Consider the following 24,051-nt stretch of genomic DNA (forward strand, 5'->3'; position numbering starts at 1 on the left):
GAGCGGCCGCGGTCAGGGGCATCCCTGAGCCGGCCTCGGGGCGGACCCGCAGCGCAATATCCGCGTTCGGCTACGCCGCTGGGTGGACGCCGCCGGCCGCCGGGCACGACAGCATGGGTACGCCGGCCGGGACCGTCCTGGTCGGTCCAGATTCTCGGGGGGATGGATCGTGACGGCGATATCGGAGGCCACCTCGGTGGCGGCCCGCGCCAACGACGTGTGGAAGGTGTACGGGGCCGGCGAGGCGCAGGTCGTCGCACTGCGGGGGGTCACGGCCGAGTTCGCGCGGGGCCGGTTCACCGCGATCATGGGGCCGTCGGGGTCCGGCAAGTCGACGCTGATGCACTGCCTCGCGGGGCTGGACGCCACCAGCCGGGGCGAGATCTTCATCGGCGACACGAAGGTGACCGGGCTGTCCGACGGTGGCCTGACCAAGCTGCGCCGCACCAAGGTCGGCTTCATCTTCCAGCAGTTCAACCTGCTGCCGACGCTGACGGCGAAGGAGAACATCCTGCTGCCGCTGGCGATCGCCGGGCAGAAGCCGGAGCCGGAGTGGTTCGAGACGGTGATCAAGACGGTCGGGTTGACCGACCGGCTCGGCCACCGCCCGGCCCAGCTCTCCGGCGGGCAGCAGCAGCGGGTGGCCTGCGCCCGGGCGCTGGTCTCCCGCCCGGAGGTCGTCTTCGCCGACGAGCCGACCGGCAACCTGGATTCCCGCTCCGGCGCCGAGGTGCTCGGCTTCCTGCGCAACTCGGTCCGCGAGTACGGGCAGACGATCGTGATGGTCACCCACGACCCGAACGCGGCCTCCTACGCCGATCGCGTCGTGTTCCTGGCCGACGGCCAGATCGTCACCGAGCTGTCCGAGCCTACGGCCGACGGCGTGCTGGACACGATGAAGCGCCTCGACGTGCTCGCCGGGGTGAACGGCTGATGTTCCGGGCGACCCTCAAGAGTCTGCTGTCGCGCAAGCTGCGCCTGGTGATGTCCGGCCTGGCGGTCGTGCTGGGCGTGATGTTCGTCTCCGGCGCCTTCGTGCTCACCGACACCCTCAGCCGCTCCTTCGACTCGCTGTTCCGCTCGGCCTACTCAACGATCGACGTGTCGGTCGGCGCCAAGCCGAAGATCGCCAGCGGCGGCCTGGAGGACGGGCCACCCGCGCCGGCGACGCTGCCGGCCGACGTGGTGGAGCGGGTCCGCGCGGTCCCCGGCGTCGCCTCGGCGGCCGGCGACGTGAGCGCGGAGGGCGCGCGGGTGATCGGCGCGAACGGCAAGGTCGTCCCGTCCTTCGGCCCGCCCCGGCTGGGCACCAACTGGGTGGACGGCTCCCGGCTGGCCGAGCTGCGCGAGGGGCACGGCCCGGCGGCCGACAACCAGATCGCGGTCAACGCGTCGCTGGCCAAGGCCGCCGGCATCAAGGTGGGTGACCAGGTCTCCGTGCTGACCCTCCAGCCGAGGAAGACGTTCACGCTGGTGGGCATCTTCGGCTACAGCGGCGGCCGGGACACGCTCGGCGGCGCCACGCAGGTCGCGTTCACCGACCCGGTGGCGCAGGAGCTGATGCTGGGCGAGAAGAACGCCTACTCCAGCGTCACGGTCGACGCCGCCCCCGGCGTCCAGCCGGCGGCGCTGCGGGACGCGATCCAGTCCGCGCTCGGCGACCGGTACGAGGTGAAGACCGGCAAGCAGCTCGCCGACGACGCGGCGGCCGGCTTCGAGCAGGCGCTGTCGTTCTTCAACAACATCCTGCTCGGCTTCGCCGCGGTGGCGCTGTTCGTCGGCGTGTTCCTGATCCTCAACACCTTCTCGATCATCATCGCGCAGCGGACCCGGGAGCTGGCGCTGCTGCGGGCGCTCGGTTCCAGCCGGCGCCAGGTGATCGGCTCGGTGCTGCTGGAGGCGGTGGCGATCGGCCTGGTCGCCGCGGTTCTCGGCCTCGGCGCGGGGATCGGCGTCGGCGCGCTGCTGGCCAAGCTGTTCACCGCCGCCACCGGCGGTCTGGAACTGGCCGGGATCGGGGTGCCGGCGGCGTCGGTGATCAGCGCGTTCGTGGTGGGCGTGCTGGTGACCGTCGTGGCGGCGGTGCTGCCGGCGCTGCGCGCCTCGCGCATCCCGCCGGTCGCCGCCATGGCCGACGTCGCCACGCCGGACCGCCCGCTGACCCGGGTCACGGTCCTCGGCGGGGTCGTGTCGGCCGCCGGCGCGGCGCTGCTCACCGTGGGGCTCAGCGGCGCCGGGGACGCCACGCTGTGGCTGATCCTGGCCGGGGTGCTCGTCAGCTTCATCGGCGTCGCCCTGCTCACCCCGCTGATCGGCCGCCCGGTGGTGTCGCTGCTGGGCCGGATCTTCTCCTGGTCCGTGCCCGGCCGGCTCGGCCGGCTCAACTCCGGGCGCAACCCGCGCCGCACCGCCATCACGGCGGCCGCCCTCATGGTCGGCATCGCCCTGATCACCGGAGTGAACGTGGTGCTCCAGTCCGCCACCAAGAGCCTGGACAAGATCGCCACGGACTCGGTCGACGCCCAGCTGTTCATCGGCGGCGATCCGACCGAGGACCGGCCGCCGACGTTCGATCCGACCGTCATCACCGAGGCGGGGAAGCTGCCCGGGGTACGCACGGCGGTCGGCGAGTACTTCGACCAGGCGATGGTCAACGGCACGAAGACCTACCTGGTGGCCACCACGGACGCGGTCGCCGCCGCGGACATCTTCTCCGTCAAGGTCAACTCCGGGGCGATCGGCGCGCTCGGGGCGGACCAGATGGTGATCAACTCGGACGCGGCCAAGAAGTTCGGCCTCGCGGTCGGGCAGTCCGCCACGGTGCAGCTGTCCCGGGGCGAGCCGCACCGGTTCACGGTCGTGGCCGTGACCGAGTCCTCGCCGGTGTTCCCGGGCATCCTGCTGCCACCCGCCGCGGCGGAGGACTTCGCGGTAAGGCAGCTCGTCGCCGGCTACATCCAGCTCCGGCCGGGCGTCCAGCCGGCGCAGGTGCAGCCGGACGTGGACCGGCTGCTCGCGGACAGCCCGGAGGTGTCGGTCGTGGACCGCTCCGGCTTCCTCAAGCAGCAGACGTCCGGCGTCGACCAGGTACTCCAGATGATCCAGATCCTGCTGGCGTTGGCCATCCTGATCGCCGTGCTGGGCGTCATCAACACGCTGGTGCTCTCGGTCATCGAGCGGACCCGCGAGCTGGGCCTGCTGCGCGCCATCGGCCTGCGGCGCGGCCAGACGGCGGGGATGGTGACCGTCGAGTCGGTGGTCATCTCCGTGTTCGGCGCGCTGCTCGGCCTCGCGGTCGGCGCCGGCCTCGGCGCGGCCGTGGTCCGGGCGCTGAACTCGCAGGGCATCACCGAACTGGTGTTCCCGTGGTCGCAGATGGCCACCTACCTGGCCCTCGGCGCGATCATCGGCGTGGTCGCGGCGCTGCTCCCGGCGCTGCGGGCGGCCCGGCTCAACGTGCTGAACGCCATCGCACACGAATAGCCACTACCGAGGGGGTCGGTGCCCGCCGCCCGCGTCACTGCGACGCGGCCGGCGGGCACCGCGCTATCCCCCACCCGCTGTGTCGATCTTGGATTTGTGGTGCCCGGTTCAGCGGTGTTTGGCGGTCGGTCGGTGATCAGGAGTAGCGGCCGGTTTCGAGATGCCAGGTCAGGCAGCCGGCAACCAGGTCACGCAGGTCCGCGACATAGCCGGTGAGCGCGGGGCCGGCCCAGTCCAGCACCCGGCCTTCGGCGGCCAGGTAGCCGTCCAGTTCGATGGTGAGCAGGTCGGCGGCGGCCTCCAGGGCGCGCTGCTCGGGGAGGCCGCGCTCGCGCCCCAGCACCGTCGGCAGGCTCAGGACCCGCACGCCGGAGGCGAGTTCCGCCCGGTACGAGACGATGTCGTTCTGCCAGGTGAGCACGTCGGCGATCCGGGTGCTGAGGGCCACCATGTCCGGGTGGGCCAGGTCGCCCGGGCTCGGCCGGTTGCCGCCGAAGATCTCCATGAGCATCAGCCAGGTCGGCACGCCACCCGCATGGCGGCGGATGTATCGGTAGTCCTCGAAGGAGACCGACCCCTCGCCCAGTCGGCGGTGGCCGCCCTCCCACAGCAGCCCCATGAAGTAGCCGTGGACGCTGAGCGCGAGCCGGCGCATCTGGTCGGCGGTGGCCCGGGCACGGACCCGGTCGCGCAGATCAGCGAGGGCGGCGGCGAACGGGTCCGCGGCCCGGGACCAGCCGTCGCCAGCCACCACCCCATCCGGAACGCCGCCGGTCGCCGGGAAACCGCCAGCCGCTGCCGGGATGCCGCCGCTCGCCAGAGCACCATCGGCAGCCAGAGCGCCACCGGGCGCCAGAGTGCCGCCTGCCGCGTCAGCGCCGTCGGGTAACGACGCGCGGGAGGTGTCGGACTCCAGGACGCGGAGCAGGCGGATCAGGTGGGCGCCGAACCGGACCGGGTCCCGGACCGTGGCGGGCTCGTCGCAGTACCCGTCGAAGATCGCGAGCCAGGCGTACCAGACGGCCACGTCGGTGACCGTGTCGACGTCGGCGCGGGGGTGGGTGCGGCCCGCCAGCAGGCCGAGGCGGGAGCGGCGCAGCGGCGCGGTCCGCTCCTCGGGGGCGAGGCCGGCGTGGAGCGCCCACTCCACGACGCGCCCGTCCACCTCGTCGGAGTGTGGGCTGGCGGCGCTGTCGAACGGAACCCTCAGGGCCGGGCGGACCACCCGGACGGGGTCGGCAGTGTTCACCGGCGTACCTCCCGTTCCAGGGGCGCAACCGGCGCGGGGGCATGACCCCACCCCGGCCGGCTCCCGGACCGGGGGTGCGCCCCCACCTGTTGAGTTTGGTGATGATCAGAGTACGTCGAGCGGGCGGCTCCGCGCGTGCCGGCGCCCGTGCAGTCCGGCGAGGTCGGCGGCGGTCAGCCCGGCGAGGGACTCCCGGACGGTGACGCCGGCGGTGTCGGTCAGCGGCGCGTCGCACGGGACGGCGAGGACCACCGCTCCGGCGGCCCGCGCGCTGGTCAGGCCGGTCGGCGAGTCCTCGATGGCCAGGCAGTCCCCGATCGGCACGTCGAGGCGGGCGGCGGCGGTGAGGTACGGCTCCGGGTCGGGCTTGGTGCGGGCGACCTCGTCGCCGACGACGAGCGCGTCGAAGTTGGCCGGACCGAGGAACGGCAGGGCCAACTCGACCAGGCGCCGGTTGGTGGAGGTCACCAGGGCGGTCGGCAGCCCGGCGGCGCGCACGTCCACCAGCAGGTCACGGGCGCCGGGGCGCCACTCCAGGTCAGTGGCGAACAGTTCGCCGACCCGGGCGTTCACCCAGGTGGCGCTCTGTGCGGCGTCGCGCCAGGGCTGGCCGAGATCGTCGTGCAGCAGGTGCATGGAGTCCGCCACGCTCATGCCGATCATCGCGACGCGCACCGCCGGCGACAGCCGGCCGCCGTACCGGTCGGCCAGTTCGGCCAGCGCGACCTCCCAGACCTTCTCGCTGTCGACCAGCGTGCCATCCATGTCGAACAGCACCGCGCGCAACGTCACGCCCCGCATCATGCCGGACCGCGCGCGGCGCGAGTGGCCTGGTCGCGCCGGGGGTGGCCGGCGTCACCCCGGCCGACCGGCGGCAACCCCGCGGGGCCACCCGCTATCGATCGCGGCCGCTTTGTGTTACCCGCCGGCACCCGAGTCGTTCTCCGCCGTCGCCCGCAACGCCATCTCCATGGCGCTGGTCATCGGCACCGCGCTGCTGGCCGGCTTCTCCCCGCACGCCGACCCGGTGCACTGGCTGAACGCCCTGGGCCTGCTTCTGCTGTTCATGGTGGCGATCTCCTGGGTGGCCGTCTGCCTCGGGCTGCTGGCCCGCAGCGCCGAAGGCGCCAGCGGCTTCACCTTCGCGATCTGTTCCTGCCGTGCCTCAGCAGCGCGTTCGTTCCCACCGAGACGATGCCGGCCGCCATCCGCGCCTTCGCCACCCACCAACCGATCACGCCGGTGACGGAGACGGTACGCGGGCTGCTGATGGGTACGCCGATCGGCTCGAACGGCTGGATCGCGGTGACCTGGCTGGTGGGGCTTCTGGTCGCCGCCTACGTCGCCGCCACCGTCCTGTTCCGGCGCCGCACCGCCCACTGAGGAAACCGCGCTTCCCCACCCCGATCGGCGGCCCTCGGTCGCCGATCGGGGTGCCGGGACTCCCGGCTACGGCAGGCGGGGCATGAGCAGTTCCGCTACGTCCAGGGCGCGGCCGCCGGGGGTACCGCCCTGCGCCGTCCACACTTCGGACAGCACTCCCATGACGAATCCCCACGCCACCACCCGCTCGACCGGTAACCCGAAGCCCTCGGCCAACTGCTCGATCCGCCGGGGTACCAGCGCCAGCAGGTTGTCCTCCCGGCGCCACGGCCACGGGTTGTGGAGCATCGCGCCGCAGTCGTACCCCTGGTCCCCGATGGCGCCGTGCGGGCCGATGGCCAACCACGGCTCCCGCTCCGCCCGCAGGACGTTGTCGTGGTGCAGGTCGCCGTGCAGCACCACCACGGCCCCGGGCGTACTCGCGCACAACTCGTCGAACAGCCCAGCCGCCCGCTCGACCAGGCGCCGGGGCAGCGGGGTCGTCGCCCGGGAACCGCCGCAGGTGCTCGGTGAACGCCGCGCCCGCCCGCCGCAGGTGCGGCAGCTTGCACCCCTCGGGCGGTGGCCGGTGCAGCCGCCGGCCGACCCCGATCAGCGCCGCCATCGCCGCCTCGTCGTCCTCCGGGACCAGCGCCGCCGCCATCGTCCCCGGCACGGCCCGTTCCACCAGCAGGGCACCGCGGTCCGCGTCCTCCGCCAGCAGTCGTACCGCCCCGCGCCCGTCGAACGCGCGCAATGCCGCCGCCTCATCCGCCAGGTGCCCCGCCGGCACGCCCAGTTTCAGGACCGCCAGGCTCCCGTCCGCCCGGGTCGCCGGCACCACCCGGTTGAAGCTGAGGTGGTAAGGCTCACCGAGGGTGAGGTTCCAGTCGCGGGCGACCTCGCCCAGCAGCGCGGGAAGCCGCTCCAGCCACCGGCGCCCCGCCTCGCCCCAGTTCTCCACGACGTTGCGCCGAAGCGCCGGCGGGACCGACACACGTCATCAGGCGACAAAGATGCAGAACGGGTGGCCGGCGGGGTCGGCGTACACGCGCAACGGCTCCTCCGGGTCGTCGAACCGGTCGAACAGCAGACGCGCACCGAGCCCCAGGGCGCGTTCGTGCTGTACCAGCAGCTCATCCGCCGACGGCACCGTCATGTCCAGGTGCATCTGCTGCGGCACCCGGTCCTCCGGCCACGTTGTCGGCGCCAACTGCTCCACCTGCTGAAAGGCCAGCTTCGGGGCGCCCTCCGGCGCGCGCAACACCAGCCAGTCCCGCCCGCGCTCGTCGTCCCGGCCGGGCCCGGACGGCTCGTCACCGGGCCGGTACGCCAAGCCCAACAGCCGCCGGTAGAACTCCGCCAACGCCCTGGCATCCGTGCAATCGAGCACCACCTGCCGTAGGTGAGGCACACTCTCGCGTTCGACCACGGTGACCACCTCCGAGCGGATTCTGCCCCTCGGCTACGACAAATCCAGCCCCACCGGTCATCGCCCTCCTGCCAGCCCTGCATCTGAACCTGGCCGTGGACCACCGGTGCTGGCGGCACCGTCAAGGTAACCGGTGGTCATCGCAGCCCACCGGGCTCGCTGCCGCTATCAGTGCCTCCACGGCTACCCGCTTGGGCAGGTGCGCCGAGGCGGGCACAGCGCGGCACATCGTGGTTACGCCGGCCCGGCGGCGCGGGCCTCTGGGCCTTGCGCCGCAGGTCACGGCGGGTGTGGCGGCTACTTGGCGTTGAAGTAGTTCGCGTCCGGGTGGTGGACGACGATCGCGTCCGTCGCCTGCTCCGGGACCAACTGGTGCTCCTCGGTCAACTCCACGCCGATGCGCTCCCCGCCGAGCAGGTCCATCACCTTGGCGCGGTCCTCCAGATCCGGGCAGGCGGGGTAGCCGAACGCGTACCGGCAGCCGCGGTAGTCGTTGCGGAGCAGGCCGGCCGCGTCGGCCGGGTCGTCGTCGGCGACGGTGCCGCCGCCCGGGAGCGCCAGTTCGGAGCGGATGCGCTGGTGCCAGTACTCGGCCAGGGCCTCGGTGAGCTGGACGGAGAGCCCGTGCACCTCCAGGTAGTCCCGGTATGCGTTCTGGGCGAACAGCTTCGCGGTGTACTCGCTGATCGGCTGCCCGATGGTGACGAGTTGCAGGGCGACCACGTCCAGTTCGCCGTCCTGCCCCTGCCCCGGGCGGAAGAAGTCGGCCAGGCACAGCCGGCGCTCCTGCCGTTGCCGCGGGAACGTGAACCGGGCGCGCTCGGCGTGCCCGTTCTCGTCGAGCACCACGAGGGTGTTGCCCTCGGAGTAGGCCGGGAAGTAGCCGTAGACCACGGCGGCCTCGAGTACCTTGTCGGCGGTCAGGCGGTCCAGCCAGGAGCGCAGGCGCGGGCGGCCCTCGGTCTCGACCAGTTCCTCGTACGTCGGTCCGCTGCCGCCGCGGGCGCCGCGTAGGCCCCACTGGCCGAGGAACGTGGCGCGCTCGTCGAGGACTGCCGCGTAGTCCGCGAGCGGGATGCCCTTGACCACGCGGGTGCCGAAGAACGGCGGGCGCGGGACGGCCACGTCGGCGGCCACGTCGGAGCGGACCGAGGCGTCCGTCAGCTCGGGCAGCGCCTCCGAGACGCGGGCCCGGGTGCGGGCGCGGCGCTCCCGGCGGGCGGCGAGGGCGGCCTCGCGATCCGCGTCGACCACGACGCCACCGCCGCGCTTGGCGGCCATCACGCGGTCCATCAGGGACAGTCCCTCGAACGCGTCGCGGGCGTAGTGGACCTGGCCGGTGAACATGGACCGCAGGTCGTCCTCGACGTAGGCGCGGGTGAGCGCGGCACCGCCGAGCAGGACGGGCCAGCGGTCGGCGACCCCGCGGGCGGCCATCTCCTGGAGGTTCTCCTTCATGATGACCGTGCTCTTGACCAGCAGGCCGGACATGCCGATGGCGTCGGCGGCGTGCTGCTCGGCGGCGTCCAGGATGGCGTTGATGGGCTGCTTGATGCCGAGGTTGACCACCTCGTAGCCGTTGTTGGACAGGATGATGTCGACCAGGTTCTTGCCGATGTCGTGCACGTCGCCCTTGACTGTGGCGAGCACGATGCGCCCCTTCCCGGCGCCGTCGGTCTTCTCCATGTGCGGCTCCAGGTAGGCCACCGCGGTCTTCATCACCTCGGCGGACTGGAGCACGAACGGCAGCTGCATCTGGCCCGAGCCGAACAGCTCGCCGACGGTCTTCATCCCGTCCAGCAGGATGTCGTTGATGATGGCCAGGGCGGTGACGCCGCCGGCCAGGGCCTCGTCGAGGTCGGCCTCCAGGCCGTTGCGCTCGCCGTCGATGATGCGGCGCTTGAGCCGCTCGGTCAGCGGCAGCGCCGCCAACTCCTCGGCGCGGCTGGCGCGGGCGGACGCCGCGTCCACGCCCTCGAACAGGTCGATGAACCGCTGGAGCGGGTCGTAGCCCTCGCGCCGCCGGTCGTAGACCAGGTCCAGGGCGATCTGGCGCTGCTGCTCCGGGATCCGGCTCATCGGCAGGATCTTGCTGGCGTGGACGATGGCGCTGGTCAGGCCGGCCTGCTGGCACTCGTGCAGGAACACCGAGTTGAGCACCTGGCGGGCGGCGGCGTTGAGGCCGAACGAGACGTTCGAGACGCCCAGGGTGAAGTTCACGTCCGGGTACCGGCGGGTGATCTCGCGGATCGCCTCGATCGTCTCGATGGCGTCGCGGCGGGTCTCCTCCTGGCCGGTGGAGATCGGGAAGGTCAGGCAGTCGATCAGGATGTCGGACGGGGCCAGGCCCCACCGGCCGGTCAGGTCCTCGATCAGCCGGGACGCCACCCGCACCTTCCACTCGGCGGTGCGGGCCTGCCCCTCCTCGTCGATGGTCAGCGCCACCACGCCGGCGCCGTGCTCCTTGATGATCGGCATGACCCGGGCGTACCGGGAGCCGGGGCCGTCGCCGTCCTCGTAGTTCACCGAGTTGATGACGCAGCGGCCGCCGAGCATCTCCAGGCCCGCCTCGATCACCTGCGGCTCGGTGGAGTCCAGCATGATGGGCAGGGTGGACGCGGTGGCGAAGCGCCCCGCGGCCGCGCGCATGTCGGCGGCGCCGTCCCGGCCAACGTAGTCCACGCAGAGGTCGAGCAGGTGCGAACCGTCCCGGGCCTGGCCGCGGGCGATCTCCACGCAGGTCTGCCAGTCGCCGGCGAGCATCGCCTCGCGGAACGCCTTCGAGCCGTTGGCGTTGGTCCGCTCCCCCACCATCAGGACGCCGGCCTCCTGGGCGAACGGCACCGAGTGGTAGATGGACGAGACGGCGCCCTCGCGGCGCGGCGCGCGGGCCGGCGCCACCGTGCCGTGCAGCCGCTCGACCACCAGGCGGACGTGCTCCGGGGTGCTGCCGCAGCAGCCGCCGACCAGGTTCACCCCGTACTCGGTGACGAAGCGCTCCAGCGCGTCCGCCATCTCGGCCGGGGTGAGCGGGTAGCGGGCGCCCTGCGAGGTGAGCTCGGGCAGGCCGGCGTTCGGCATCACGGACAGCCGGATGCGGGCGTTCTGCGCCAGGTAGCGCAGGTGCTCGGTCATCTCGGCCGGGCCGGTGGAGCAGTTCAAGCCGATCAGGTCGATGCCCAGCGGCTCCAGCGCGGTCAGCGCGGCACCGATCTCCGAGCCGAGCAGCATCGTGCCGGTGGTCTCCACGGCCACCTGGGCGATCACCGGGACGGTGCGGCCGACCTCGCTCATCGCCCGCTTGGCGCCGACCACGGCCGCCTTGGTCTGCAACAGGTCCTGACAGGTCTCGATGATCAGCGCGTCCGAGCCGCCCGCGATCAGGCCGGCGGCGTTCTCCTGGTACGCGTCCCGCAGGGTGGCGTACTTCGCGTGGCCGAGGGTCGGCAGCTTGGTGCCCGGGCCGATCGAGCCGAGCACGAACCGGGGTCGGCCGGGCGTCGCGTGGGCGTCCGCGGACTCCCGGGCCAGGCGCGCGCCCGCCTCGGACAGCTCCCGGATGCGGTGCGCGATGCCGTAGTCGCCCAGGTTGGGCAGATTGGCCCCGAAGGTGTTCGTCTCCACGCAGTCCGCGCCCGCGGCGAAGTACGCGTCGTGCACCCCCTGGACGACGTCCGGGCGGGTCACGTTGAGCACCTCGTTGCAGCCCTCGTGACCCTCGAAGTCGCCGTCCACCGTCAGGTCCGGCGCCGCCTGGAGCATCGTGCCCATCGCACCGTCGGCGATCAGCACCCGCTCGCTCAGGACGCTCAGGAACGAATCACGCACCGTCCCAGGCTACTGTCTCGCGCGTCACGACTCACGCCCCGCACCCTCCCGCGGTCCCAGATGTGACCGCCGTCGCCCCTCCCGCCCCCCGGGGCGCGATCATCGCGACACCCCGACGGGCAGCCAGCGGGCCGGATGTGGCGGCGGCACGTAGGGTAGGAACGTGACCGAGTTCGACGGCCTGCCCATCCTGCGCTCCCCCGTGGCGATCGCCGCCTTCGAGGGGTGGAACGACGCCGCGGACGCCTCGACCGCGGCCGTGGAGCACCTCGAACAGGTCTGGGACGCCCGGCCGGTGACCGAACTGGACCCGGAGGACTTCTACGACTTCCAGGTCAGCCGGCCGACCATCGCGATGGCCGACGGGGAGACCCGGCACATCGAATGGCCCACCACCCGGTTCCAGAAGGCCAGCCCGCCCGGCACCGAGCGGGACGTGGTGCTGATCCGCGGCATCGAGCCCAGCATGCGCTGGCGCACCTTCTGCGAGCAGATCCTGGAGATCTGCCACAGCCTGGAGATCAACCGGGTGGTACTGCTCGGCGCGCTGCTCGCCGACGTCCCGTTCACCCGGCCGCTGCCGATCAGCGGCAGCGCCACCGACAAGGACGCCGCCGAGCGCTACCAGATCCTGCCGACCCGGTACGACGGCCCGACCGGCATCGTCGGCGTGCTGCACGAGGCGTGCGTGCGCGCCGAGTTGGACGCCGTCTCGTTCTGGGTGCACGTGCCCCACTACGCGAACAACCCGCCCTGCCCCAAGGCCACCCTCGCCCTGCTGCACCGGGTCGAGGAGCTGCTGGATCTGCCCGTCCCGACGGCGGATCTGGCGGAGGAGGCCGCCGAGTGGGAGCAGCGGGTGCGCACCGCCGCGGACCAGGACGCCGAGCTGGGCGAGTACGTCCGCGAGCTGGAGGAGCGGGTCGGCGACGCCGGCATCCAGCCGCTGACCGGCGACGAGATCGCCCAGGAGTTCGAGAAGTACCTGCGCCGCCGCGGCGGCTCCGCCGGCCCCACCGCCGGCTCCTGGTAACCCGCCCGCCCGTCCCAGCCCCAGCGCGCTGGATGCGCCGGCCGGGGTCGGGGCGTGTCGGGCAGCGCGGGGCACCGCTCGTACCGCATCCTAGGAACCTAGGGACGGAGGCGTGGCATGACGATCAATCCCGGGGCGGCGGAGTTCCCCCACCGGCAGATCGCGGCGCAGCTGCGCGAGCGGATCCGCCGCGGCGAGTGGCAACCCGGCGAACGGCTGCCGTCGATCCCGGCGATCGCCGAGATGTTCGGCGTCGCCAAGCAGACCGTGCAGCGCACCGTCGACCAACTGCGAGTCGAAGGGCTGCTGATCACCAAGCCGGGCTCCGGCACCTACGTGCGCGGCACACGGCGGCGGCTCAACCGGCTCTCCCGCGGCCGGTACGGCACCTTCCGGGGGTACCACTCGGACCTCGCCGCCCGGTACCGCCAACACCTCATCGAGGTGACCCGCGACCCCGCCCCCGCCGAGGTGGCCGACGCCTTCGGGGTACCCGACGGGACGCCGCTGGTGGTGCGCCGGCACCTGGTGCGCACGGACGACGCGCCGGTGGAGGTCGGCGCCTCCTGGTTCCGCACCGCCGACGCCGACGGCACCTCCCTGGCCCGCATGGAGGCGTTCGGGCGCCCGCTCTACCAGGAGGCGGAGGAGGTCATCGGCCGCCGGTACGCCAGCGCGACCGACCAGATCACCGCCCGGCAGCCGTCCCGGGAGGAGGCGGAACTGCTCCAGATCCGGCCGGACACGCCGGTACTGCACCTGCTGCACGTGGCCTACGATCCGGCGAACAAGCCGATCGAGGTCTCCCAGGCGACCTGGCCCGGGCCGCAGACGACGCTGACCGAGGAGTACAAGATCCCCGCGCCGGCACCCGAGCCGGACCTGGACCCGGGGCTGGCGCTGGGCTGAGAAGGTACCCGCCGGGTCCGGCCGCGACAGCGCGGGCCCGGGGCTACAGGGCGATGCCGAGGAGGGCGTCCGCGGTGCTGCGGATCAGGGTGGGGGCGCCCGGGTCGGACCGGTCCCCCGCGAGGGTGGCCTCCGCCCACGCGTCCAGCGCCGCGATCGCGCCGACCGTGTCCAGGTCGTCGGTGATCCGGTCGCGCACCCGCTCCAGCACCGGCGCGCCGGCCGGGCCGACCGGGGTCGCCACCGCCTCCCGCCACCGCGCCAGCCGCTGCTGCGCCACCTTCAGCAGGTCGTCGGTCCACTGCCGGTCGGCCCGGTAGTGGTCGGCCATCAGCGCCAGGCGCAGCGCCATCGGGTCGACGTGGTCGGCGCGCAGCCGGGAGACGAAGACCAGATTCCCCAGCGACTTGGACATCTTCTCGCCGGCCAGCCCGATCATGCCGGCGTGCACGTAGTGCCGCGCGAACGGATACTCGCCGGTGAGCCGCTCGGCGTGCGCGGCGGAGCACTCGTGGTGCGGGAACAGCAGGTCGTTGCCGCCGCCCTGCACGTCGATGGTGGTGCCGAGCAAGTCCAGCGCGATGGTCGCGCACTCGATGTGCCAGCCGGGGCGCCCCGGGCCGACCTGCCCGCCGTCCCAGGCCGGCTCCCCGCCGCGGGCGCCCCGCCACAGCAGCGGGTCGAGCGGGTCGCGCTTGCCGGCGCGCTCCGGGTCCCCGCCGCGCTCGCCGAACAACTCCAGCATCCGGGCCCGGTCCAGGTTCGACTCGTACCCGAACCGCGGGCTGGCCGCGATGTCGAAGTACACATCGCCCGAACCGTCCGCAAGCCGGTACGCGGCGCCCCCGGCGAGCAGGTCCTCCACCCGGGCGACGATCGCGGGGATGGACTCCACCGCGCCGACGTACCGCTCCGGCGGCAGGATCCGCAGCGCCTCCATGTCCTCGCGGAACAGGGCCGTCTCCCGCATCGCCAGGACCACCCAGTCCTCGCGGTCCCGGGCGGCCCGCTCCAGCAGCGGGTCGTCGATGTCGGTCACGTTCTGCACGTACCGGACCGGGTGGCCGGCGTCCCGCCAGGCCCGGTTGACCAGGTCGAACGCGATCATCGTGGCGGCGTGGCCGAGGTGCGTCGCGTCGTACGGGGTGATCCCGCAGACGTACATGGTCGCTGCCCCGCGCGGCCGGCTGGGGTGGACCCCCTGGCGCGCGGAGTCGTACAACCGCACCGGGCGCCCCGCGCCCGGTAGCCGCGGCACCCGGTGACCCGCCCAAGATTCCATAGCGCCAGCGTAGCGATTCCCGATCACGGGGCCGCCGGGTACCACGGCCCGTCGCACCAAGGCCGCCCCGGGCGGGCGTCCGCCTCAGACCGGGGGCCAGGGGACGGCGGGCCAGTCCTCGGACGGCAGCGGAAAGCGGCCGGCGGCCAGCAGGCGGTCGACCCGCTGGCGGGTGGCGGCCACCTCGCCCAGCGTCAGGTGCTCGGCCAGTGCCTCGCCCAGCACGCCGTCCAGCACGCCGCGCAGGGCGCGCAGCACCTCCACCGCCTCCTGCGGCAGCGGGTCGTTCACCCAGCCCCAGAGGATGGTGCGCAGCTTGTCCTCGGTGTGGAAGGTGACGCCGTGGTCGACGCCGAAGAGGTGACCGCCGTCGCCGGTCAGGACGTGGCCGCCCTTGCGGTCGCCGTTGTTGATGACGGCGTCGAAGACCGCCATGCGGGCCAGCCCGGGGGCGTTGGCGTGGGCGAGGACGTACCGCTTGCCGTCCTCGCCGCGCGCCGCCGTGATCGGGAACCACCCCGGCGGCGCCTTGCGGCCGGGGAGGAAGCCGACCACCGGCTGGGCCTGCGCCGGCTCCTCGATCCACAGTTGGCAGGCACCCACCCCGAGCGGGCCGTCGCGCAGCACCGTGGGCGGGACGAGTTCCCACCCGGTCGCCTCGGAGACCAGGTACGCGGAGACCTCCCGCCCCGCCAGGGTGCCGTCCGGGAAGTCCCAGAGCGGGCGCTCCCCGGCGACCGGCTTGTACACGCAGCGGGCGCTCACGCCGTCCAGCGTGATCTGCCCCCGCAGCGTGGTGTTCGACGCATCGACCAGGCGCCCCTCCACCTCGATGGCGCCACGACGCAGCAGGTCGAGGGCCTCGCCACCCAGGTCAGCAGCGAGCACTAGCGGTGGTAGCCGTTGTGCCGGGGGCACAGGTGCCCCTTGGGGTCCAGCGGCTGACCGCACAGCGGGCACGGTGGGCGGCCGGCGTTGATGACCCGGCGCGCCCGGTCGATGAAGGCCCGAGTGGCCTGCGGGGTGAGGCGCACGCGCAGCCGGTCGAGGTCGTCGTCCGGCTCGGCCTCCTCGACCTCGTCGGACTCCTGCGCGTCGTCGGCCGCCGCGGCCTCCTCGCCGACCGCGATCGCCTCGATGACGACGGTGGCGGAGTCCACGTCGAAGGCCAGGCCGAGGGTGCCGACCCGGAACTCCTCGTCGACCGGGTTGTCCAGCGGCTCATTGTCCGACGGGCCCGGCGCGGCGTCCGGCAGCTCGATGCCGAACCGGCGGTGCGCCTCGCTCAGCAACTCCTCCAGCTTCTCGGCCAGCAGCGTCATCTGGACCTTCTCCAGCGTGACGCTGACCAGCCGGCCGCCGCCGCGGGCCTGGAGGAAGAACGTCCGTTCACCCGGCGGGCCCACGGTACCGGCGACGAACCGCTCCGGCGGCTCGAAGGCGTACACCTGGTGGGTCATACCAAGACCCTAACCGCCCGAAGCACGACACGGGTAATGACCCTCAGCGCGTACCGGGCCGCCTCATTCCTGCCCCCCGACGGCGCCGCCGCCCACCGCCGCGTCCGACTCGACCACCGCGCGGGGGGCGCGCCGGGGCCGCCGGCGGCGCTTGGGCGGCAGGAGGGCGCCCAGGTCGGCGCCCGGGTCGTTGATCCGCACCACGAACGGGCGTACCGGGGTGTACCGGATCGCGCTGATCGACGCCGGGTCCACCACGATGCGCTGGAACCCGTCCAGGTGGACGCCGAGCGCGTCGGCGAGGATCGCCTTGATCACATCGCCGTGGCTGCACGCGACCCAGAGCGCGTCCGGGCCGTACTCGGCGGCGATCCGGGCGTCCCAGGCCCGGACCGCGGCGACGGCCCGGGCCGCCATCGCGGCCATCGCCTCGCCGTTGGGGAACGTGACGGCGCTGGGGTGCTGCTGCACCACCGTCCACAGCGGATCCTTGGCCAACTGCTTGAGCGGGCGGCCCTCCCAGTCGCCGTACCCGCACTCGATCAGGCCCTCCTCGACCGCCGCCGGGGTGCCGGGCAGGGCCAGTTCGACGGTCTGCCGGCACCGGATCAGCGGGCTGGTGACGACCTCGGCCAGCGGGATGGCCGCCAGCCGGGGGCCGAGCGCGGACGCCTGGGCCCGGCCCACGTCGTCCAGTTCGACCGGCTGGCGGCCGGCGAGGCCGCCATCGGCGTTGGCGGTGGTGCGGCCGTGGCGCAGCAGCAGGACGGTGGGCACGCCGCCCACCCTATGTCGCCGCGAGCGCCCCGGTGGTGAGGGCGCCGAGCAGGACGCCGCCGAGTGCGATCCGGTAGAAGACGAAGACGTAGATGGTGTGCCGCGCCACCCAGTTCAGCAGCCAGGCGATGGACGCGTAGCCGAGCACGAACGCGATCACCGTGGCCACGGCCATCTGGGCGGGACTCGGCGCCGGAGCCTCCGGCGTGCCGGGGAGGAACACGTCCGGGAGGCTGAAGATGCCGGACGCGAGCACCGCCGGGATGGCCAGCAGGAACGAGACCCGGGTGGCGGCCTCCCTGCGCAGCCCGAGGAACAGACCGGCCGAGATGGTGGCCCCGGAGCGGGACACGCCGGGAATCAGCGCCAGGCACTGGCCCAGGCCCATGGTGATGCCGTCGCCGAACCGGGCCTGCTCCAGCGGGCGGGACTTGCGCCCGAGCAGCTCGGCGAACGCGAGCACCAGGGCGAACACGATGAGCACGGTCGCGGTGATCCACAGGTTCCGGGCGGCGTGCCGGACCTGGTCCTTGAGCAGGTAGCCGAGCAGGCCGATCGGGATGGTGCCGATGATGACGTACCAGGCGAGGCGGTAGTCGAAGGTCTGCCGGGTGGGGCGGTCCCAGAGCCCCACGATCCAGGTCTTGGTGATCCGCCAGATGTCCTTGGCGAAGTAGATCAGGACGGCGGCCTCGGTGCCGAGCTGGGTGACCGCGGTGAACGAGGCGCCGGCGTCGTGGTGGAAGAAGACCTCGCCGGTGATCCGCAGGTGCGCGCTGGACGAGACCGGCAGGAACTCGGTGAGCCCCTGGACGATCCCCAGGACGATGCACTCGATCCAGCTCACGACGCGACTCCAGCCAGTTCGAACGCGTCCGCGACGGTGCGCAGGGCGGCGAAGCCCGACTCCCGGTCGGCCACGAACGGGCTCACCGAGAGCGTGGTCACCCCGGCTTCGGCGTACTCGCGGAGCCGGTCGGCGATCCGCTCCTTCGGCCCGAGCAACGAGGTCCGGTCGATGAACTCCAGCGGGACCGCGGCCGCCGCCTCCCGGTGCCTCTTGGCCAGGTAGAGATCCTGGACCGTGGCCGCCGCCTCCTCGTACCCCATGCGCACCGCGAGCCGGTTGTAGAAGTTCTGCTCCCGGCTGCCCATGCCGCCCAGGTAGAGGGCCGCGTACCAGCGCACCAGTTCGGCGCAGGCGGCCACGTCGTCGCCGACCACCACCGGCACGCTCGGGGCGATGTCGAAGCCGTCCAGGGACCTGCCGGCCCTGGCCCGGCCGGCGGCGACGTGCGCGAGCTGGTCGGCGGCGCTGTCCGGGCTGAGGAAGACGGCCAGCCAGCCGTCCGCGATCTCCCCGGCCAGCTCCAGGTTCTTCGGGCCGACCGCGGCCAGGTAGACGGGTATGTGGTCGCGTGGCGGGTGGAAGCTGAGCCGCAGCGCCTTGCCCGGGCCGTCGGGCAGCGGCAGCCGGTAGTGCGCGCCGTCGTACTCGACCGGCTTGCGGGCCACCGCCAGCTGCACGATCTCCACGTACTCGCGGGTGCGGGCCAGGGGCTTGGCGAACCGGACGCCGTGCCACCCCTCCGAGACCTGCGGGCCGGAGACGCCGAGCCCGAGCCGGAACCGGCCGCCGGAGAGCGCGTCGATCGTGACCGCGGTCATCGCGGTCGCGGCCGGGGTGCGCGCCGGGATCTGCATGACCGCGCTGCCCACGTCGATCCGCGCCGTCTGCCCCGCGATCCAGGCGAGGATGCTCGGCGAATCCGAGCCGTACGCCTCGGCCGCCCACACCACCGAGTACCCCAGCCGGTCCGCCTCCTGGGCGAAGGCCAGATGGTCCGCCGGCGTGCTCCACGCGGTCTGGTAACCCAGGCTCAGTCCGAGCCGCATCCCGGCCCCCTTCGTTTCCCGCCCCGAGAGTCGACCCAGGGTACGCAATCCCGCTGGCGGCCCGGTGAACCGGTGGTCGTGACTCGCCCAGATTGGTCGCGGCGTGGATATCCGTGACGGGCGGTGGACGAATATCGTGCACCCATGCAACAGCGACCGCTCGGCCGAAGCGGGCTGGCGGTTTCCCGGCTCGCGCTCGGCACCATGACCTGGGGCCGGGACACCGACGCCGACGACGCGGCCGCCCAGCTCAAGAGCTTCCTGGACGCCGGCGGCACGCTCGTGGACACCGCCGACGTGTACGCCGACGGCGAGGCGGAGGCGGTCATCGGCGCGCTGGTGGGCAGCCTAGTGCAGCGCGACGAACTGCTCATCGCCACCAAGGCGGGGCTGCGCCCGGGCGGCCCGCGCCGCCGCGACAACTCCCGGTCCCACCTGCTGAGCAGCCTGGACGCCTCGCTGAACCGGCTCGGCACCGACCACGTGGACCTGTGGCAGGTGCACGGGTACGACCCGGACACGCCGCTGGACGAGACGCTCGCCGCCCTGGACCACGCCGTCTCGTCCGGCCGGGTCCGGTACGTCGGCGTGTCCAACTTCTCCGGCTGGCAGACCGCCCGCGCCGCCGCCTGGCAGGTCGCCTGGCCGGGCCGGGCGCCGCTGGTCGCCGCGCAGGTCGAGTACTCGCTGCTGGAGCGCGGCATCGAACGCGAGGTGGTGCCGGCCTGCGAGGCCATGGGGTTGGGTGTGCTGCCCTGGTCGCCGCTCGGCCGGGGCGTGCTGACCGGCAAGTACCGGCACGGCCGCCCGGCGGATTCGCGGGCCGCGTCCGCGCACCTCGAACGCTTCGTCGCGCCGTACCTGGAGCCGCGCTGCTCCGGCATCGTGGAGGCGGTCGCCACCGCCGCGGACGGGCTGGGCGTCTCCCCGATGGAGGTGGCCCTGGCCTGGGTCCGGGACCGGCCGGGCGTGGTCGCGCCGATCCTCGGCGCCCGCACGGTGGGCCAGCTGCTCGGCGCGATCGCGGTGGAGCGGATCACCCTGCCCGACGAGATCACCAGGGCGCTGGACGACATCTCGACCCCGCCGGTCGGCTACCCCGAACGCGCCGGCTGAGCCGCCCGTTCCGGCGAAATCCGGCCAAATCGGGGGTGGCCACCGGCGGCCGGGCGGGACACCATGTGTCGCATGGACTACGAATACGCGCCGCTGCGGTTGCCACCGAATGTCGATCGCCTGACCGCCACGGCGCAGCTGGCCATCCAGGCGGAATTCGGGGGTTGGGAACTGGCCCGGGTGCGGCTGTTCCGCGACGGGACGCGGCAGGTGATGCTGCGCCGCCGCCGGCGGAACGAACCGCAGCCCGGGCTTTCGATCTAGCGGGTCGACGGGACCCCACCCCGGCGGGCCTACCGGTCGGCGGGCGCCGGCTCGTCCTCGCCGCTGTCCTCGCCGAACTCCACATAGGGGTGGTCGTCCAGCCGGCCGACCAGCCGGTCCTCGGGGCCCTGCTGGAACGGGCCGGTGCCGTCCTCCGCCGCGTAGCCGTCCACATCCAGCGGCGCGGACACCTCCGTGACGGTGACGACGCCCTCCAACGGCTCCAGCTCGGGAACGTCCAGCGAGGCGAGCGAGACGTCCCCGGACTCCAGCAGCTCCAGCACGGCCGCGCCGACCGAGTCCACCGGTTCGTCCGGCTCCTCGCCACCGAGCGCGGTGCGCCGGGCCGCCTCCGCCACCCGCAGCAGCGCGGCGACGCTGGGCACCCGGTAGTCGCGGCGCTGCCGCACCGAGATCACCCGCGGGTGCGGGTCGCCCGGCTCGGTGCCGTCCACCCCGCCGAGGCCCACGCCGAAGCGCTGGTCCGCCTCGTCCGGGTCGATCGACTCCACGTCCCACGGCGTGACCTCGCCGAACGCGTCCAGCAGCAGCTCGTCGTAGGCGTGCGAGGCGTTGTTCAGGTCGACGTACGCCTGCCAGACGTCGTCGTCGTCCACCTTGCCGGCGGCGCGGCGGACAGCGGCCAGGTGCTCCCGGGCCGCCTCGATCACCCGCTCCAGGGCGGCATCCAGCTCGGCGTGCTCGTCGGTCATGACAGGTTGGGTCCCTTCTGCATGGGGGATCAGCAGTTGCGGAGAAAACGGTCGAGCACGGAGACCCCGAACCGCAGCCCGTCCACCGGCACCCGCTCGTCGATGCCGTGGAAGAGTGCGGCGAAGTTCAGGTCCGGCGGCAGCCGCAGCGGCGCGAAGCCGAAGCAGCGGATACCGAGGGTGTGGAACGCCTTGGCGTCGGTACCGCCGGAGAGCATGTAGGGCACGGCCCGGGCGCCCGGATCCTCGGCGCGCAGGGCGGCCGCCATCGCGTCCACCAGCGCGCCGTCGAACCCGGTCTCCAGGGCCGGCTGGCGCTGGACGTACTCGATGTCCAGGTCCGGGCCGATCACCTCGCGCAACTGCTCGACGAACAGCTCGGACTGGCCCGGCAGGGTACGGCAGTCGATCGTGGCACTGGCCCGGCCGGGGATCACGTTGTGCTTGTACCCGGCGGTCAGCCCGGTGGGGTTGGCCGTGTTTCGGATGGTCGCGCCGATGATCGCCGAGATGGGACCGAGCTTGGCGATCGCGGTCTCCGGGTCGTCGGGGTCCAGCTCGATGTCGAGCAGTTCGCAGACCTCGGTCAGGAAGGCCCGGACGGTCGGGGTCACCACCACCGGGAAGCGGTGCCGGCCGAGCCGGGCGACCGCCTCGGCGAGCGCGGTGACCGCGTTGTCGTCGTGCACCATGGACCCGTGCCCGGGCCGGCCACGCGCCACCAGGCGCAGCCACTCGATGCCCTTCTCGGCCGTCTCGATCAGGTACAGCCGCAGGTCGTCGCTGACCGAGTAGGAGAAGCCGCCGACCTCGCCGATCGCCTCGGTGCAGCCCGCCAGCTCCTCCGGGTGCTCGTTGACCAGGTACCGGGCGCCGTAGTCGCTGCCGGCCTCCTCGTCGGCGGTGAACGCCAGCACGATGTCCCGGGGCGGGGTGACGCCCTCGCGCCGCCAGCGGCGGACCACCGCGAGCACCATCGCGTCGAAGTCCTTCATGTCCACCGCGCCGCGGCCCCACAGGTACCCGTCCCGGATCTCGCCGGAGAACGGGTGCACCGACCACTCCGACGCGTCGGCCGGGACCACGTCGAGGTGGCCGTGCACGAGCAGGGCGCCGCGGCCCGGGTCCGCGCCCGGGATGCGGGCGAGGACGTTGGCCCGGCCCGGCGCGGACTCGTAGATCCGTGCGTCGATGCCCACCTCGTCCAGCCGGGTCGCGACGTACTCGGCGGCGACCCGCTCACCGGCGCTGGTCGCGTTGTCCCCGGTGTTGGTCGTGTCGATCCGGATCAGATCCCGGCAGAGGTCGACCACCTCGTCGGCCACGGCATCGTTCATGCGCCCTTCTTACCAGCCGCCCGGTTTCGCCGGGTGCCGGAGGGGTAGGGCTTGTCAGGCGACCCGGCTGCGCACCGCGTGCCGCGGCCCGACCCTGCTGGCCGCCGGCGCCCGGCCGACCCTGGTGCCCACCGGCGCCCGGCCGACCCTGGTGCCCACCGGCGCCCGGCCGACCCTGGTGCCCACCGGCGCCCGGCCGACCCTGGTGCCCACCGGCGCCCGGCCGGTCAGCCGGCGCGCCACGGACTCGGCGCGCGAACGGGTCGCCGCGACCACCCGCTCGCGGCGCGCCAACTGGCCGCCGACGATCGCGCCGGCGACCCCCACCAGCAGCGCGAGCACCTCAAGGAGGACCAGGGCCCTGCCCGCCGCGTGCGCGCGGCCGCCCGCCGGGCCGTTCAGTCGGGCGAAGAAGATCAGGGCGAACAGCGCCGCGCCGGCCGAGGCGGCCGCGCCGTGGACGGTGGCGATCCGGCGCGCCCGGCTCCCGTGCGGGGTCGCCCGCAGGTCGATCAGCGCGCCGATGCCGGCCACCGCCGCGCAGAGCAGGCCGAGGGCGAGGGTCCAGAACCCCACCAGGGCGAACAGGTCGGAGCCGGTGGCCAGCGCGGCCAGGTCGCACACCAGCGCGGTCACGAGCAGGTGCAGCGGCACCACCAGCAGCAGCGGCCGAATCGGCTGCCCCACCACCTTGACCCGATCCTCCACGGCTCCCACCTCCCCATATCGACTCCTCAAGATGTCTGGAGAATGGGTACCCATCGGTCCGAACCGGAAACAACGATGAGCCTCGACACTTAGGGGCTTCCGGTTGCCAGCCCACTGGTCCTACCGTCACGCTATGGACCTGGAGCTGCGCCATCTCAGGGTCGTCTGCGCGATCGCGGAGACGGGCAGCGTCACCAAGGCGGCCGCCGCCCTCGGGCTGGCCCAGCCGGCGCTGACCGCGCAGCTGCAACGCATCGAACGGACGCTCGGCGGCGCGCTGTTCGACCGCGACCGCCGCGGCGCCCGCCCCACCGCCCTGGGCGAACTGGTGCTGGCCCGGGCCCGGGTGCTGCTGCCGGCGGTCAAGGGCCTCCAGGACGACGCGGCCCGGCTGGCCGGCAGCGGCGACCCCGGTGGCCCGCCCGGCCCCGGGCGGTTCCGCCTGGGCGTGACCAGCGGCCCGATCCTCGGCGGCCTGGTGCACCGGCTCGCCGCGGCGCACCCCCAGGCGCACATCACCACGCAGGCGTCGTTCTCCGTGTCGCGGCTGGCCGAGATGCTGCTCGCCGGCCGGCTCGACTTCGCCCTCGCCGGCGCCTGCGGCGACTCGCTGCCGGCCCCGGACCCGGGGCTGACCTGGCACGTCATCGGGGTCGACGCGGTGTTCCTGCTGATGTCGCGGCGGCACCCGATGGCCGGCCGGCGGGAGGTGAACCTGGCCGAACTGGCCGACGCCCGGTGGATGGCCGCGCCCGGCGACGGCTGCTTCGCCGACTGCTTCGCCGACGCCTGCGCCCGCGCCGGGTTCACCCCCCGGCACGTGCTGGAGATCGACATCCGGGGCGCGCAGGATTTGCTCGACTCCGGTGACGCGGTGGCGCTGTGCCAGTCCACCTTCCGGCCGCTGGACGGGCTGGTCACGGTGCCCATCACCGGGACGCCGCTGCGCTGGCGGCAACTGCTCGGCTGGCAGCCGGGCGGCCCGGCCGCCGGGGTCGCGCCGCGGGTGGTGGCGTACGCGTCCGAGTCCTATGCGGAGGCGATCGCCCGCAACGCCCGGTACACCGAGTGGCTGGCCGGGAACGAGGGCTTCGGGATCCAGCAGTTCGTACCCGTGTGAACCCCTCCGCGCGGGGAAGGGTAACGGGCCACGTGTAAAGGGCCACGGCGCCGGGCACTAGCGCGACGACGAATCGCAGCGG

The 24,051-nt window shown here is 73.4% G+C and carries 23 protein-coding genes and 1 pseudogene; 9 read left to right on the forward strand and 15 right to left on the reverse strand.

Annotation, left to right across the window (positions count from 1 at the left end; genetic code table 11):
- The first annotated feature begins 169 nt into the window (after nucleotides 1-169).
- Both KJS59_RS00655 and KJS59_RS00660 read left to right on the forward strand, forming a co-directional pair.
- Nucleotides 170-934: an ABC transporter ATP-binding protein gene (locus tag KJS59_RS00655; protein ID WP_249713757.1), complete on the forward strand. Its 765-nt coding sequence runs from the start codon at nucleotides 170-172 to the stop codon at nucleotides 932-934.
- Complete coding sequence (locus tag KJS59_RS00660; RefSeq protein ID WP_213450204.1) at nucleotides 934-3,483, forward strand: ABC transporter permease; 2,550 nt, start codon at nucleotides 934-936, stop codon at nucleotides 3,481-3,483. Before KJS59_RS00655 ends, KJS59_RS00660 begins: the two co-directional genes overlap by 1 nt.
- Nucleotides 3,484-3,619: 136 nt before the next feature.
- On the opposite strand, the gene KJS59_RS00665 is transcribed toward KJS59_RS00660, so the two are convergent.
- Both KJS59_RS00665 and KJS59_RS00670 read right to left on the reverse strand, forming a co-directional pair.
- Nucleotides 3,620-4,732 carry a terpene synthase family protein gene (locus KJS59_RS00665; protein WP_213450205.1) on the reverse strand — a complete coding sequence of 371 codons (1,113 nt, stop codon included), beginning with the start codon at nucleotides 4,730-4,732 and terminating at the stop codon, nucleotides 3,620-3,622.
- 105 nt (nucleotides 4,733-4,837) lie between these two features.
- Nucleotides 4,838-5,509, reverse strand: a complete 672-nt coding sequence (locus KJS59_RS00670; RefSeq protein WP_213450461.1) for an HAD family hydrolase — start codon at nucleotides 5,507-5,509, stop codon at nucleotides 4,838-4,840.
- 136 nt (nucleotides 5,510-5,645) lie between these two features.
- On the opposite strand from KJS59_RS00670, the gene KJS59_RS00675 reads away from it, so the two are divergent.
- On the forward strand, nucleotides 5,646-5,978 hold the full coding sequence (locus tag KJS59_RS00675) for a hypothetical protein (RefSeq protein ID WP_213450206.1): 333 nt from the start codon (nucleotides 5,646-5,648) through the stop codon (nucleotides 5,976-5,978).
- Entirely contained in the window at nucleotides 5,975-6,115 is a 141-nt protein-coding gene (locus KJS59_RS00680) for a hypothetical protein (RefSeq protein WP_213450207.1), read from the forward strand. Before KJS59_RS00675 ends, KJS59_RS00680 begins: the two co-directional genes overlap by 4 nt.
- A gap of 66 nt (nucleotides 6,116-6,181) precedes the next feature.
- Here KJS59_RS00680 and KJS59_RS31665 read toward each other — a convergent pair whose 3' ends face one another.
- The 4 genes and pseudogenes from KJS59_RS31665 to metH form a co-directional block, all read right to left on the reverse strand.
- A complete protein-coding gene (locus tag KJS59_RS31665) occupies nucleotides 6,182-6,589 on the reverse strand; it encodes an aminoglycoside phosphotransferase family protein (protein WP_306345132.1) in 408 nt (135 codons plus the stop codon).
- A gap of 52 nt (nucleotides 6,590-6,641) precedes the next feature.
- Nucleotides 6,642-7,091, reverse strand: a pseudogene (locus KJS59_RS32080) (aminoglycoside phosphotransferase family protein); the annotation flags it as partial.
- Nucleotides 7,092-7,097: 6 nt separating this feature from the next.
- Complete coding sequence (locus KJS59_RS00695; RefSeq protein ID WP_213450210.1) at nucleotides 7,098-7,526, reverse strand: VOC family protein; 429 nt, start codon at nucleotides 7,524-7,526, stop codon at nucleotides 7,098-7,100.
- Nucleotides 7,527-7,823: 297 nt separating this feature from the next.
- Nucleotides 7,824-11,354, reverse strand: coding sequence for a methionine synthase (gene metH / locus KJS59_RS00700; RefSeq protein WP_213450211.1), 3,531 nt, complete (start codon nucleotides 11,352-11,354; stop codon nucleotides 7,824-7,826).
- Nucleotides 11,355-11,517: 163 nt separating this feature from the next.
- On the opposite strand from metH, the gene KJS59_RS00705 reads away from it, so the two are divergent.
- Both KJS59_RS00705 and KJS59_RS00710 read left to right on the forward strand, forming a co-directional pair.
- Nucleotides 11,518-12,387 (forward strand): PAC2 family protein, encoded by an 870-nt coding sequence (locus KJS59_RS00705; RefSeq protein ID WP_213450212.1) that lies wholly within the window; start codon nucleotides 11,518-11,520, stop codon nucleotides 12,385-12,387.
- Between the two features lie 117 nt (nucleotides 12,388-12,504).
- The gene (locus KJS59_RS00710) at nucleotides 12,505-13,296 is read left to right on the forward strand and encodes a GntR family transcriptional regulator (protein ID WP_213450213.1); all 792 of its coding nucleotides are present in this window, start codon (nucleotides 12,505-12,507) and stop codon (nucleotides 13,294-13,296) included.
- A gap of 43 nt (nucleotides 13,297-13,339) precedes the next feature.
- Here KJS59_RS00710 and mshC read toward each other — a convergent pair whose 3' ends face one another.
- The 6 genes from mshC to KJS59_RS00740 all read right to left on the reverse strand — a co-directional run bounded on the left by mshC (nucleotide 13,340) and on the right by KJS59_RS00740 (nucleotide 18,711).
- The gene (mshC, locus tag KJS59_RS00715; protein WP_213450215.1) at nucleotides 13,340-14,578 is read right to left on the reverse strand and encodes a cysteine--1-D-myo-inosityl 2-amino-2-deoxy-alpha-D-glucopyranoside ligase; all 1,239 of its coding nucleotides are present in this window, start codon (nucleotides 14,576-14,578) and stop codon (nucleotides 13,340-13,342) included.
- An 84-nt stretch (nucleotides 14,579-14,662) separates the two neighbouring features.
- Nucleotides 14,663-15,466 carry an SCO1664 family protein gene (locus KJS59_RS00720; protein ID WP_213450216.1) on the reverse strand — a complete coding sequence of 268 codons (804 nt, stop codon included), beginning with the start codon at nucleotides 15,464-15,466 and terminating at the stop codon, nucleotides 14,663-14,665.
- Nucleotides 15,466-16,038, reverse strand: a complete 573-nt coding sequence (locus KJS59_RS00725; protein WP_213450217.1) for a DUF3090 domain-containing protein — start codon at nucleotides 16,036-16,038, stop codon at nucleotides 15,466-15,468. Before KJS59_RS00725 ends, KJS59_RS00720 begins: the two co-directional genes overlap by 1 nt.
- 63 nt (nucleotides 16,039-16,101) lie before the next feature.
- Nucleotides 16,102-16,815 carry an MSMEG_4193 family putative phosphomutase gene (locus tag KJS59_RS00730; protein ID WP_376771103.1) on the reverse strand — a complete coding sequence of 238 codons (714 nt, stop codon included), beginning with the start codon at nucleotides 16,813-16,815 and terminating at the stop codon, nucleotides 16,102-16,104.
- A 10-nt stretch (nucleotides 16,816-16,825) separates the two neighbouring features.
- Nucleotides 16,826-17,662 carry an undecaprenyl-diphosphate phosphatase gene (locus KJS59_RS00735; protein WP_213450219.1) on the reverse strand — a complete coding sequence of 279 codons (837 nt, stop codon included), beginning with the start codon at nucleotides 17,660-17,662 and terminating at the stop codon, nucleotides 16,826-16,828.
- Nucleotides 17,659-18,711 carry an LLM class F420-dependent oxidoreductase gene (locus KJS59_RS00740; RefSeq protein ID WP_213450221.1) on the reverse strand — a complete coding sequence of 351 codons (1,053 nt, stop codon included), beginning with the start codon at nucleotides 18,709-18,711 and terminating at the stop codon, nucleotides 17,659-17,661. Before KJS59_RS00740 ends, KJS59_RS00735 begins: the two co-directional genes overlap by 4 nt.
- Before the next feature lie 144 nt (nucleotides 18,712-18,855).
- Here KJS59_RS00740 and KJS59_RS00745 point away from each other — a divergent pair, with 144 nt between their 5' ends.
- Nucleotides 18,856-19,827 (forward strand): aldo/keto reductase, encoded by a 972-nt coding sequence (locus tag KJS59_RS00745; protein WP_213450223.1) that lies wholly within the window; start codon nucleotides 18,856-18,858, stop codon nucleotides 19,825-19,827.
- Between the two features lie 72 nt (nucleotides 19,828-19,899).
- On the forward strand, nucleotides 19,900-20,091 hold the full coding sequence (locus KJS59_RS00750; RefSeq protein WP_213450226.1) for a DUF5703 family protein: 192 nt from the start codon (nucleotides 19,900-19,902) through the stop codon (nucleotides 20,089-20,091).
- A 29-nt stretch (nucleotides 20,092-20,120) separates the two neighbouring features.
- Here KJS59_RS00750 and KJS59_RS00755 read toward each other — a convergent pair whose 3' ends face one another.
- The 3 genes from KJS59_RS00755 to KJS59_RS00765 are packed head-to-tail and all read right to left on the reverse strand — an operon-like array spanning nucleotide 20,121 to nucleotide 22,849.
- Nucleotides 20,121-20,804, reverse strand: coding sequence for a hypothetical protein (locus KJS59_RS00755; protein WP_213450227.1), 684 nt, complete (start codon nucleotides 20,802-20,804; stop codon nucleotides 20,121-20,123).
- 29 nt (nucleotides 20,805-20,833) lie between these two features.
- A complete protein-coding gene (locus KJS59_RS00760; protein ID WP_213450228.1) occupies nucleotides 20,834-22,141 on the reverse strand; it encodes a M20/M25/M40 family metallo-hydrolase in 1,308 nt (435 codons plus the stop codon).
- 54 nt (nucleotides 22,142-22,195) lie between these two features.
- Nucleotides 22,196-22,849, reverse strand: coding sequence for a DUF2231 domain-containing protein (locus tag KJS59_RS00765; protein ID WP_213450230.1), 654 nt, complete (start codon nucleotides 22,847-22,849; stop codon nucleotides 22,196-22,198).
- A 133-nt stretch (nucleotides 22,850-22,982) separates the two neighbouring features.
- On the opposite strand from KJS59_RS00765, the gene KJS59_RS00770 reads away from it, so the two are divergent.
- On the forward strand, nucleotides 22,983-23,969 hold the full coding sequence (locus KJS59_RS00770; protein ID WP_213450231.1) for a LysR family transcriptional regulator: 987 nt from the start codon (nucleotides 22,983-22,985) through the stop codon (nucleotides 23,967-23,969).
- Nucleotides 23,970-24,051 lie beyond the last annotated feature (82 nt).

It is taken from the genome of Rhizomonospora bruguierae, from assembly GCF_018397995.1.
Lineage (GTDB): Bacteria > Actinomycetota > Actinomycetes > Mycobacteriales > Micromonosporaceae > Rhizomonospora > Rhizomonospora bruguierae.